Source organism: Variovorax sp. OK212, assembly GCF_900112425.1.
GTDB lineage: Bacteria > Pseudomonadota > Gammaproteobacteria > Burkholderiales > Burkholderiaceae_C > Variovorax.
Genome location: NZ_FOLP01000001.1, coordinates 325333 through 337233, shown reverse-complemented (window position 1 = coordinate 337233; position 11901 = coordinate 325333). Strand labels below are relative to the sequence as shown.

General features: G+C 69.3%; 11 protein-coding genes. 7 read left to right on the top strand and 4 right to left on the bottom strand.

Going from position 1 to position 11901, the window contains the following annotated elements:
• Window positions 1–56 precede the first annotated feature (56 nt).
• Genes rodA through BM004_RS01470 form a run of 3 tightly spaced genes read right to left on the bottom strand, consistent with a single transcriptional unit; the run spans window position 57 to window position 3904 of the window.
• The gene (rodA, locus tag BM004_RS01480) at window positions 57–1211 is read right to left on the bottom strand and encodes a rod shape-determining protein RodA (RefSeq protein WP_093126069.1); all 1155 of its coding nucleotides are present in this window, start codon (window positions 1209–1211) and stop codon (window positions 57–59) included.
• Window positions 1212–1243: 32 nt separating this feature from the next.
• On the bottom strand, window positions 1244–3151 hold the full coding sequence (locus BM004_RS01475) for a sensor histidine kinase (RefSeq protein WP_093210848.1): 1908 nt from the start codon (window positions 3149–3151) through the stop codon (window positions 1244–1246).
• 6 nt (window positions 3152–3157) lie between these two features.
• On the bottom strand, window positions 3158–3904 hold the full coding sequence (locus BM004_RS01470; RefSeq protein ID WP_093126075.1) for a response regulator: 747 nt from the start codon (window positions 3902–3904) through the stop codon (window positions 3158–3160).
• A gap of 430 nt (window positions 3905–4334) precedes the next feature.
• Here BM004_RS01470 and BM004_RS01465 point away from each other — a divergent pair, with 430 nt between their 5' ends.
• From BM004_RS01465 to mtgA, 5 genes are all read left to right on the top strand, one after another.
• A complete protein-coding gene (locus BM004_RS01465; RefSeq protein ID WP_093126077.1) occupies window positions 4335–4928 on the top strand; it encodes a YqiA/YcfP family alpha/beta fold hydrolase in 594 nt (197 codons plus the stop codon).
• 73 nt (window positions 4929–5001) lie between these two features.
• A complete protein-coding gene (locus BM004_RS01460) occupies window positions 5002–7062 on the top strand; it encodes a ribonuclease catalytic domain-containing protein (protein ID WP_093210846.1) in 2061 nt (686 codons plus the stop codon).
• Window positions 7063–7111: 49 nt separating this feature from the next.
• Complete coding sequence (locus tag BM004_RS01455; RefSeq protein WP_093126081.1) at window positions 7112–7963, top strand: cell envelope integrity TolA family protein; 852 nt, start codon at window positions 7112–7114, stop codon at window positions 7961–7963.
• Between the two features lie 66 nt (window positions 7964–8029).
• Window positions 8030–8887, top strand: a complete 858-nt coding sequence (gene aroE, locus BM004_RS01450) for a shikimate dehydrogenase (RefSeq protein ID WP_093210844.1) — start codon at window positions 8030–8032, stop codon at window positions 8885–8887.
• 7 nt (window positions 8888–8894) lie between these two features.
• Window positions 8895–9638 (top strand): monofunctional biosynthetic peptidoglycan transglycosylase, encoded by a 744-nt coding sequence (gene mtgA, locus BM004_RS01445; RefSeq protein WP_093210842.1) that lies wholly within the window; start codon window positions 8895–8897, stop codon window positions 9636–9638.
• Here the strand turns inward: mtgA and BM004_RS01440 are convergent.
• Window positions 9604–10020 carry a ribosomal maturation YjgA family protein gene (locus BM004_RS01440; RefSeq protein ID WP_093211949.1) on the bottom strand — a complete coding sequence of 139 codons (417 nt, stop codon included), beginning with the start codon at window positions 10018–10020 and terminating at the stop codon, window positions 9604–9606. The two genes, mtgA and BM004_RS01440, sit on opposite strands and share 35 nt — an antisense overlap.
• Before the next feature lie 9 nt (window positions 10021–10029).
• On the opposite strand from BM004_RS01440, the gene BM004_RS01435 reads away from it, so the two are divergent.
• Window positions 10030–10887, top strand: a complete 858-nt coding sequence (locus tag BM004_RS01435; protein ID WP_093210840.1) for a lysophospholipid acyltransferase family protein — start codon at window positions 10030–10032, stop codon at window positions 10885–10887.
• Between the two features lies 1 nt (window position 10888).
• Window positions 10889–11878: a phosphatidate cytidylyltransferase gene (locus BM004_RS01430; RefSeq protein ID WP_093126092.1), complete on the top strand. Its 990-nt coding sequence runs from the start codon at window positions 10889–10891 to the stop codon at window positions 11876–11878.
• The last annotated feature ends 23 nt before the right edge of the window (window positions 11879–11901 follow it).

The following is an 11901-nucleotide window of genomic DNA, read 5'->3' as shown; positions in this document are numbered from 1 at the left end:
CTTGGCAGGACACTTCGCAGGGCACTTCGAGGCCCATTTCGAGGGGAAGGCCGGCGCTAGTTCTGCGCCAGCTTCCTCGCCCGGGCGATCGACATCAGGATGCCCAGCCCCAACCCCAGCGTCACCATGGCCGTGCCGCCGTAGCTGATGAACGGCAGCGGCACGCCCACCACCGGCAGGATGCCGCTCACCATGCCCATGTTCACGAAGGCGTAGGTGAAGAAGATCATCGTCACCGCCCCCGCCAGCAGGCGCGAGAACAGCGTGGACGCATTGGCCGCGATGAGCAGCCCGCGGAAGATCAGCAGGATGAAGGCGCCGATCAGCGCCAGGTTGCCCACCAGCCCGAATTCCTCGGAATAGGCGGCAAAGATGAAGTCGGTGGTGCGCTCGGGAATGAATTCGAGGTGCGTCTGCGTGCCCTGCATGAAGCCCTTGCCGCCGACCCCGCCCGAGCCGATGGCGATCATCCCCTGGATGATGTGGAAGCCCTTGCCCAGCGGGTCCTTGCTGGGGTCGAGCAGCGTGCACACCCGCTGCTTCTGGTAGTCGTGCAGCACGCGCCAGTCGACGCCGTCGGCGCACAGCTGCGACTCGAAGCCCACGATCAGCGTGACGGCCACCGCGCCGATCACCACCGGCGGCACGATCAGCTTCCACGGCAGCCCGGCGAAGAAGATCACCGCCAGTCCGGCCGCCAGCACCAGCAGCGAGGTGCCCAGGTCGGGCTGCTTCATGATGAGCCCGACCGGCACCGCCAGCAGCACCGTCGCCACCACGAAGTCGAGCGGCCGCAGCTGGCCTTCGCGCCGCTGGAACCACCAGGCCAGCATCAGCGGCATGGCGATCTTCAGGATCTCGCTGGGCTGGATCACCAGGCCCACGTTGATCCAGCGCTGCGCGCCCTTCTTGGTGATGCCGAACAGCGCCACCGCCACCAGCAGCGCCACGCCCATCGTGTAGAGCGGCACGGCGGCCACCATCAGCCGCTGCGGCGGCACCTGCGCCACCACGAACATGATGAAGCCGGCCAGCAGCATGTTGCGGCCGTGGTCGACGAAGCGCGAGCCGTGGTCGTACCCGGAGGAGTACATGGTGAGCAACCCGGCGAACACGAGCAGCAGCACGGCGAAGGCCAGGAAGCCGTCGAAGCCCTGGAAGATGGGCGCGATGCGACGCGCCAGGGAGGGCTGGTTGAACACGGCAGACATGGGGGCGGATTATCCCCGCCCCGCTGCCCACCTCAATCGAAAGAAAGCTGAACGACCGTGCGCCCGGGTCGGCTTTCGACCGCCAGCCGCGCGCCGATGGCCCCCGCGCGCTCGGCCAGCGCGCGCGGCACGCAGGCGGCGTCGAAGCCCCTGCCGTTGTCGATCACGCGCAATTGCACAGTGGGCACCGTGGGCACCGTGGGCACCGTGGGCACCGTGGGCACCCTGTGCGCCGTGGCCCCCTGCATGTCGGCCTCGATGCGCAGCACGCTGGCCTGCGCATGTTGCAAAACGTTGGAAATGGCCTCGAACAGCAGGAACTGCAGCTGCCGCATGCCCTGCGCGTCGAGCCGCTCGACCGGCGCGACCTCCTCCACGGCCCATTCGAGCTCGATGCCCCCCGCCGCCAGCCGCGGTTCCAGCCGGTAGCGCGCCGCCGCCAGCAGGGCCCCGACGTCGCCCGGCGGCAGGTGGATGGAATCGATGGACAGCTTGAGCTGGTCGAGCGAATCGCGCAGCGTGCGCAGCAGGTCGCCCGAGCTGGCCTGGCCCGACTGCAGCTGCCGGATGGCCGAGCTGATGTGCGAACCCACCCCGTCGTGCATGTCGCGCAGGATGCGCTCGCGCTCGTGGGTGCGCGCCTGGTCGCGCGCCGCCGCTTCCAGCTCCGCGTAGGTGGCCGCCAGCTCGCGCTCGCGCTGGGCCACGCGCTCGGCCAGCGCCGTGACCCAGCCGCGCGACTGGACCGTGGCGGCGTGGAAACGCCGCAGCACGATCAGCAGCAGCGCAATGCCGAAGAACACCGACGAATAACGCACCCAGGTGGTTTCGCCGTAGGCGTCGCTCAGGCGGATCACCAGCCAGTCGCGCACGCCGAACGCCACCGTCGCCAGCGCCGCGCCGGCCACCAGCCACTGCTCGGTGCTCGGGCGGCGCACGGTGGCCACGACGAAAGCCGTCACGAAGCAGGCGATGAAGGCGATTTCCAGGACCAGCCAGCCGGTGAGCCACATCGGCTCCTCGCGCCGCAGCGCGAGCGAACTCGCCGCCACGGTGCCGGCCACCACCGCCAGCAGCGGCCAGCGCAGCCACCGCAGGCGCGGGTTGCGGGACCAGCCGGCCAGGTGGCAGCAGAACATCATGGCCGAGGCCGCCCAGCCCGCATAGCAGGCGGCCATCAGCACGCCCCAGGCGCCCCAGGGCAGCGGCGGCTCGGCGACCACGCCGTCGGCCACGCGGATCGCCCAGCAGAACTCGGCCAGCGCGGCCCACAGGTAGATGCCGTCGCGCCCGGTGCCGCCGCGGTTGTCCCGCGCGTCGACCTGCGTGAGCCAGAGGCCCAGCGCGATGCCGCTCACCATGAGGCTGAAGGCCGTCAGCAGCACCGAGCCGGTGAAGCGCCAGGCGTAGGCGCTTTCGAACAGCTCCGTGCGCACCGGCGCGGCCGGCCCGACCACCACGCGCGACAGCCCCGCGCGCCGGCCGCTGTCCGCGCGGATGCGGATCTGCAGGTGGTTGTCGCCCTGCCGCAGCAGCCGCCCGGGCACCGGCACGTAGATGGGCGCCTTGGCGTAGTCGGCGTCGTTGCCGCGGCCGAGGTCGCCGTAGACCTGCAACAGCGCGTCGTTGAGCTGCACCTCGAAGACGTTGCCCACGCGCGGGATGAAGATGCCCCACGGCGTGTCGGGCGCGGCGTCGAGCCGGAACGGCAGGTCGAAGCTCGCCGTGCCGGGACGCCCGCGGTGCTCACGGTCCCAGTGGTACGACAGGTCGACCGGCCCGGTGCGCGTGACGCCGTCGACCGAGCTCGTCACGGTGCCTTGGCGCAGCTCGATGGCCGCTTGCGCCGCGGCGGCCGGCGCAACGCCGGCGAGCGCCACGACAACCAGCGCCAGCCACCATCCGAACAACGACACCAGCCCCGGCCGCAAACGCCGCATCTGCCGTCAGCCCGGGTGAGACAGCAGGCCGAGCCGCGTCGCTTCGAAGACCGCTTCGCTCTTGGAGTGCACGGCAAGCTTTCCGTAGAGGTTCTTGATGTGGGTCTGCACCGTGTGCACGCTCAGCCCCTTGAGCCGCGCGATCTCCGCATAGGAGAAACCGCGCGCGATGAGCGTGAGCACCTCGTGCTCGCGCGCCGACAGCAAGCCGCGGTCGGACTCCTCCGACACCGCCTCCGGCGCGACGCCCGGCGGCGCGCCGGGCACGACCGCCGACTGCAGGCTGCGGTACTTGGCGAGCACACGCCGCGCGATCATGGGCGAGATCGGCGAGGCGCCGGCCTTCATCTCCACGATGGTCTGGGCGATGTCCTCGGGCGCGGCGTCCTTGTGGATGTAGCCCACGGCGCCGGCCTCGATGCTGGCGAGCACGTTTTCCTCGTCGCCGAACACCGACACCACCAGCGGCTCGCAGCCGGGAAAGCGCGCCACCGCGTCGCGGATCACGTCCAGGCCGGTGCCGTCGGGCATGCCGAGGTCGACCAGCAGCACGTCGGGAATGGTGGCGGTGCGCGCCAGCCAGGCCAGCGCCTCCTGGACCGTGCCGGCGCTGCCGAGCCAGAAAAGGCGCGGGCTGCGCTGCACGCTCGCTTCGAAGAATGCGCGCGCGCGGCTGTCGTCTTCGACGACGAGCACGCCCCATCGGCGTGGCGTCGCGTCGTGCGGGGCCTCTGTGTTCATGGGCAGAAGCATAAGGCTCGCGCGCACGCGAGCGCCCTTGCACGCCTACCCTGTTCATGGGATGCGCACGACGGCATGCGCCGTGAAACTTGCGCCGCTTTTTGCCGGCGCGGACGATGCAGGGCGGCATCGGGTCGAATGCCTCTCGGATGCACCTCGATGGCCCTCTTCACGCAGGCGAAGTAACTCGAACGTAGACCCACGAGACCCCGGCGGCCCGGGGCCTGAATACTTTCGAATTCCCAAGGCGCAGCACATCCCTTGCACAGGCAGGCCGGACGTCCGCGCACCCCGAGCATCGATCGGCTCGATCTTTACCGAAGAACCCCGGCCCACGGGGTTTTTGTACGCTGGAAGCGGCCTCGTGACTACAGACCTCATGCAGAATTACCTGGTCCCGGCAAGCGGGGTGCAACGTCGGCACCCTGCATCTCTTCCTCGCATGGATCCGCAAACCACTCACCTGTTGTACCTGCACGGCTTCCGCTCGTCGCCCCGCTCCACCAAGGCTCGGCTCATGGCGCAGCGCGTGGCCCAGCACCATCCCGATCTCCAGTGGTGGTGCCCCCAGCTGCCGCCGTCGCCGCACGATGCCATCGACATGGTGATGAAGGGCATCGCCCACTGGCCGCGCAAGTCGATGGCGGTGGTGGGCTCGTCGCTCGGCGGCTTCTACGCCACCTACGTTGCCGGCATGACCCGCTGCCGCGCCGTGCTGCTGAACCCCGCCGTGCACCCGGCGCGCGACCTCACGCGCTACATCGGCGACCAGACCGTCTGGCACGACCCGTCGGAGCACTTCTACTTCCGCCCCGAATACATCCACGAGCTGCGCGCCATGGAAGTCGGCCAGCTCACGCGGCCCGAGCGCGTCTTCGCCATCATCGCCAAGGGCGACGAGGCGCTCGACTGGCACGAGATGTCGGCGCGCTACCCCGACAGCAACATCAAGCTGCTCGAAGGCAGCGACCACGCGCTGTCGGACTTCGAGAAAGTGCATCTGGACGACGTGATGTCGTTCATCAACCCGGTGTAACGCCCGCCCCCGGGCTTCACCCGGGGCATTCGATCCCGGCAGGCCGGCGGGTTCAGCGTGGGACAATCGCCGGATGTTTGTATTGTTTGAAGAAGCCGGCAAGTACCTCGGCGGCCGCGTGCTGTCGGAGGCCGAAGCATCGGCACAGGTCGAGCTCGACACGGGCAAGCGCGTCAAGGTCAAGAGCGCCAACATCGTGTTGCGTTTCGAGAAGCCCTCGCCCGCCGAGCTGATCGCCGAGGCGCGCACGCTCGCCGCCGCCATGGACCTCGATCTCGCCTGGGAATTCGCGCCCGAGGGCGAATTCACCTTTGCGGAGCTGGCCGCCGAATATTTCACCGACAAGCCCTCGCTGGCCGAGCAGGCGGCCGCGCTGTTCGGGCTGTTCGAGGCGCCGCACTACTTCCGCCGCGCGGGCAAGGGACGCTTCAAGAAGGCGCCGGCCGAGATCGTGCAGCAGGCGCTGGCCGCCATCGAGAAGAAGAAGGTCATCCAGGCGCAGATCGCCGAGTGGGCCGGCCAGCTGGCCGAGGGCGTGTGCCCCGCGCCGGTGCGCGAGCAGCTCTACAAGATCCTGTTCAAGCCCGACAAGAACGCCCCCGAATACAAGGCCGTGGTCGACGCCGCGCGCGCCACGCAGCGCCCGCCGCTCGACCTGCTGGAACGCGCCGGCGCGATCGACTCGCCCTACCAGTTCCACTGGCGCCGCTTCCTGTTCGAGAACTTCCCCAAGGGCACGGGCTTCCCCGCGCTCGCGGCGCCCGCCATCGTGGACGACCTGCCGGTCGCATCCGGCGTGCAGGCCTTCTCGATCGACGATTCGCAGACCACCGAAATCGACGACGCGCTCTCGGTGCAGGGCCTCGGCACGGGCACCGTCACGGTCGGCATCCACATCGCCGCACCGGCCCTGGCGCTTACGCCGGGTAGCGCCATCGACAACGTGGCGCGCACGCGCATGTCGACGGTCTACATGCCGGGCTACAAGATCACGATGCTGCCCGACGAGGTGGTCAACACCTACACGCTGCTTGAGGGCGGCGACCGCCCGGCCGTGTCGCTCTACGCGCGCTTCGACGAGGCCACGCTCGAGCTGCAGGGCACCGAGACCAAACTGGAGCGCGTGCCGATCGTCGCCAACCTGCGCCACGACCAGCTCGACACCGTCGTCACGCAGCCCTGGCTCGAAGACGCCGCGTTCCAGAGCGACAACACGCCAGAAGCCGCGGCCCGCCTGCGCGCCCCGCTCTCCTTCCTGTTCCGCCTCGCGAAGCAGCTGAAGGCGCAGCGCGAGGTGGTGCGCGGCAAGCCGGAGAACTTCAACCGGCCCGACTACAACTTCCGCCTCGTCGGCAACGACGGCAACGAGCCCGTGGGCAACGAGCAGGTGCAGATCGGCACGCGCCAGCGCGGCGCGCCGCTCGACCTGATCGTCTCCGAGGCCATGATCCTGGCCAACAGCACCTGGGGCAGTTGGCTCGGCGAACTCGGCGTGCCCGGCCTGTACCGCAGCCAGGCCAGCCTGGCGCCCGGCATCAAGGTGCGCATGGGCACGCGCTCGCTGCCGCACGCGGGCCTGGGCGTGAAGAGCTACGCCTGGAGCACCTCGCCCCTTCGCCGCTACACCGACCTGGTGAACCAGTGGCAGATCATTGCCGCCGCGCGCCACGGCAAGACCGCCGCACTGGCCGCGCCGTTCAAGCCGAAGGACGCCGACCTGTTCTCGATCCTGTCGGGCTTCGACGCGGCCTACGCCACGTACAACGCCTACCAGGGCGGCATGGAACGCTTCTGGACGCTGAAGTACCTGCAGCAGCAGGGCATCACCGAGCTCGAGGCCACCGTCATCAAGGACCTGCCCAATGGCGCGCTGGTGCGCGCCGAGACGCTGCCGCTGGTGTTCCCGGTGGCCGGCCAGCAGGAACGCGGCGCGCGCCTGCGCGTGAAGCTCGGCGAGATCGACGAGATCGCGCTGGACGTGAGCGGCACCGTGCTCGAACGCCTCGACACGCCGAAGGCCGATGCCGCCGCCGACGAGGAAGGTGACGAGGAAGAAGAAGTGGTTGCGGGCCCGATCGCCATCGCCGTCGACCTGAACGACAGCGAGGCCGCGCCCGAAAACACGCCTGCATGAACTTCGGCGAGTCGCCCGGAGAAATGCGCCCCCTGGAGGAATTTCGAGAATGAACTTCAAGGACCTCAGCACGCTGCAGATTGCACTCGGCGTGTCGGTCATTGCGCATGCCGCACTGCTCGCGGTGCGCTTCGTCGATCCCGAATCGTTCAACAAGGTCTTCAGCGAAACGCCGCTCGAAGTGATCCTGGTCAACAGCAAGACCAACGAGAAGCCGGACCCCGCCGCGCGCGTGATGGCGCAGACGGCGCTGGCCGGCGGCGGCGATCTCGACAAGGGCCGCGCCACCAGTCCGTTGCCGCCCTCGAGCTTCACCACCATGGGCGACTCGTTCGAGGATTCGCGCCGCCAGGTCGAGGCCATGCAGGCCCAGCAGATGCAACTGCTCGCGCAACTCAAGCGCGAACTGGCCGCCATGCCGGTGCCCGACCCGCGCAATGCCGGCGACCCCACCGAAGCCACCGCGCGCGAGGACAAGCGCCGCCAGATGGTCGAGCTGCTCGCCGAGATCGAGCGCCGCGTGAACGAGGAAAACGCGCGCCCCAAGAAGCGCTACCTGAGCCCCGCCACGCGCGAGGCCGCGTACGCGATCTACGTCGACTCGCTGCGCCGGCGCATCGAGCTCAAGGGCACCGAGAACTTTCCCACGGCCGCCGGCAAGAAACTCTACGGCGAGCTGAGGATGACCATCACCATCAACTTCGACGGCAACGTGCTCGACACGTCGGTCGACGAGAGCTCGGGCGACGTCACGCTCGACCGCCGCGCGCAGGCCATCGTGCGCAGCGTGGGCAACTTCGGCAAGTTCACCGACGCCATGCGCAAGCAGACCGACCAGATCGTGATGCAGTCGCGCTTCAAGTTCACGCGCGACGAGACGATCGAGCTCTCCTCCCAGTAGAGCCCGAGACGCTCGCAAACCCGACCGAGACAAGACAACGCGCAGCGCGCCAGGAGACACGAGGCCATGGACCTGTACTGTGTAGTGGGCAACCCCGTCGAGCACAGCCGCTCGCCGCGCATCCACGCGCGCTTCGCCGAACTCTGCGGCCAGCAGATGGACTACGTCCGGCGGCTGGTGCCGATCGGCGCGTTCGCCGAAGGCATCGCGGCCTTCCGAAGCGAAGCCGCCGAGCGCGGCGACCGTGCGCGCGGCTGCAACATCACCGTGCCCTTCAAGTTCGAAGCCGCCGCGCTGGCGCAGCACACCAGCGAGCGCGCGAAGCTCGCGCAAGCGGTGAACACGCTGCGCTTCGCGGACGACGGCAGCATCCACGCGGACAACACCGACGGCATCGGCCTGGTCAGCGACATCGTGCACAACGCCGCGGTGCCGCTGAAGGGCAAGGCGCTGCTGCTGATCGGCGCGGGCGGCGCGGCGGCCGGCGTGCTCGGGCCGCTGCTCGACGCCGGCGCGTCGCGCGTGGTGGTGGCCAACCGCACGGTCGGCAAGGCCGTCGAGCTGGTGCGCCGCCATGCGGCCATTGCGCTGCGCCACGGCGCCTCGCTCGAAGCCTGGGCGCTCGACGAGGTGCCGGGCACCTTCGACGTGGTGATCAATGCCACCGCCTCCAGCCTCGCGGGCGATGCGGTGCCGGTGAACGCCGCCGTGCTGCGCGAAGGCGGTCTCGCGGTCGACATGATGTACGGCCCCGCGGCCGCGGGCTTCATGGCCTGGGCCGAAGCGCACGGCGCCGTCGCGCGCGACGGGCTCGGCATGCTGGTCGAGCAGGCGGCCGAGGCCTTCGAGATCTGGCGCGGCGTGCGCCCGCCGTCGGCGCAGGTGCTGGCCGAGGTGCGCGCCTCGCTCGCCACCCCCGCATGACACACGCATGAAGGCCGTGCTGCGCCTCATCGCCTGCCTCGTGGTGGCAGGCGTGGCACTCGAGCTGTTCTTCGTGGTGCGCATCGCGGCCATGGCCGTGATCGATCCGCAGAGCACCGCCTTCCAGCGCTCCGAAGCCTGGCAGGTTGCCATCCACAAGGGCAGCGAGGGCGGCTGGCGCCAGGAGTGGGTGCCTTACGGGCAGATCAACGACACGTTGAAGCGCGCCGTCATCGCGAGCGAGGACGCGGGCTTCGTCGACCACAACGGCGTGGAGTGGGAAGCCATCGAACGCGCGCGCCAGCGCAACGCCAAGGCCGAGGAGCTGGCCGCCAAGCGCGCCGCGCGTGCCGTGGCGCGCGGCAAGCCGGTGCAGCCGGTGCGCCTGCGCGGCGGCTCGACCATCACGCAGCAGCTCGCCAAGAACCTGCTGCTGTCCGGCGAACGCACCATGCTGCGCAAGGGGCAGGAGCTGGTGCTCGCCACGCTGCTGGAGGTGTTCCTCGACAAGCGCCGCATCCTGGAGCTGTACCTGAACAACGTCGAGTGGGGCGAAGGCGTGTTCGGCGCGGAAGCCGCGTCGCAGTACTACTTTCGAAAGCCCGCCGCGCGCCTGAACGCCAACGAGGCCGCGCGCCTCGCCGTGATGCTGCCGAGCCCGAAGTTCTTCGAACGCCGGCCCGGCTCGCCCTACCTGGGCGGGCGCGCGTCGACCGTCATGGCGCGGATGCCCGCGGCCGAGCTGCCCTGAACCTGCCGCGCAAGCCTTCGAGCGCCAGCACCGCGGCGAAGCCGATCGTGTAGGCCAGCACATCCCACCAGTCGGCGGTGCTGCCGAGCACGATGCGCAGCGCGCGGTTCGGAATGCGCAGGTGCCACGCCGACGCCAGGTACTGCCCGAACTCGACCGCGCACCCCACGCCCAGCGCGGCCAGCGCCAGCGGCAGCACGCGCGCGCCGATCGCGGTCTTGAACACGAAGTAGACCCACACCACGGCCAGCACGTCGCCGAAGAAACTTCGCAGCCAGCCCCAGCGCGCGCCGACGGTGGCCAGCAGCACGAGCAACACGAACAGGGCCACCGCCCACACCAGAGAAAGAGGATCGAAACGCCATCGCATGGCCCGTATCATCGCGCCCATATGCTTGCAAAGCTCACGGGTTGGTTGTTGCTCGGGATCGTCCGGTTGCTCACGGGCGCGCAAGCGCGCTGGTATGGCTGTCCGCCGAAGGCCGAGCAGCGCATCTACTTCGCCAACCACCAGAGCCACGCCGACCTCGTGATGATCTGGGCGGCGCTGCCCGAGGAACTGCGCAGCATCACCCGGCCGATCGCGGCGCGCGACTACTGGGCCAACACGCCGGTCAAGCGCTGGATCACGACCGAAGTGTTCAACGCGGTGTATGTGGAGCGCGCGGCAACGGCGCCTGCAGCATCTGCCACCGCCGCAGCACCGGTGCCGGCTGCGGTTGCCGTCAAAGCCCCGCCGATGCCGGCCGAACGCATCGAGCCGTCGATGGAACCGCTGCTGCCGCCGACGCCGCTGACGGAGCCGGTCGATGCGGTGCCCGAGGCGCAAGGTCAACTCGACCTTCCCGAGCCGCCTGCGCCACCGCCACCGCCCATGCCGCCTCCTGCGGAACCCGAAGCAGCGCCCGACACGGCGCCCCCCGCCTCCGACCCGCTCGCCCCTCTCGTCGAAGCCTTGCGCAGCGGCGACTCGATCATCATCTTTCCCGAAGGCACGCGCGGCCACACCGGCGAGCCGCAGAAGTTCAAGTCGGGCCTCTACACGCTCGCCACGCTGTTCCCCGACGTGGTGCTGGTGCCGGCCTGGATCGACAACGTGCAGCGCGTCATGCCCAAGGGCGAGATCGTGCCGGTGCCCATCCTGTGCTCCGTGACCTTCGGCGCGCCGTTGCGTGTCAAGGAGAACGAAGAGCGCCGCCCCTTCCTCGACCGCGCACGCGCCGCCGTGATCGCGCTGCGCGACGTCTGACATGAACCAGTTCCTGCGCAACCTCAGCCCGACCCAGCAGGTCGCGGCCCTCTTCCTCATCGTGTTCGGCGTGCTCGTGATCGTGAGCACCGCGGCCTTCTTTCTGAGCTTCAGGGAGCGCCGCAACCCCGTGCACGACGCCGCCTGGCAGGCCGAGCTGGCGCACTTCCGCGCGCTGCTGGGCACCACCTGGTTCATGGTGGTGATCTTCTGGATCGGCTGGGCGCTGGGCGAAACCGTGGCCACCGTACTGTTCGCGCTGATCGCCTTCTTCGCGCTGCGCGAGTTCATCACGCTCTCGCCCACGCGGCGCGGCGACCACCGCAGCCTGATCCTCGCGTTCTTCGTGGTGCTGCCGATCCAGTTCTGGCTGGTGGCCACCGCGCGCTTCGACCTGTTCACCGTGTTCATCCCGGTGTACGTGTTCCTCGCGATCCCGGTGGCCAGCGCGCTGGCCAACGACCCGAGCCACTTCCTGGAGCGCAACGCCAAGCTGCAGTGGGGCATCATGGTCTGCGTGTACGGCATGAGCCACGTGCCGGCGCTGCTGCTGCTCACCTTCCCGGGCTACGAGGGCAAGAGCGCGTTCCTCGTGTTCTTCCTGGTGTTCGTGGTGCAGACCTCGGTGCTGGTGCAGCACCTGATCTCGCGCCGCATGCAGCGCACGCCCTTCGCGCCCAACGTGAGCCGCAGCTTCAACTGGACCAGTTGGGGCATCGGCATCGTGGTGGCGAGCCTGGTGGGGGCGCTGTTCTCGTTCATCACGCCGTTCAAGTTCGGCCAGGCGCTCGCGGTGTCGGTCATCGCCTGCATCGCGGGCTCGATGGGCCACCTGGTGATGAAGGCGCTCAAGCGCGACCGGGGCATTCCCAACTGGGGCAAGAAGGGCGTGGGCGTGACGGGCGCCAACGGCCTGCTCGACCGCGTCGACGCCCTGTGCTTCGCCGCGCCGATCTTCTTCCACTCGATCCGCTGGTACTTCAACGCCTGAAGCAGCGGCAAGGCCGCTAAGGC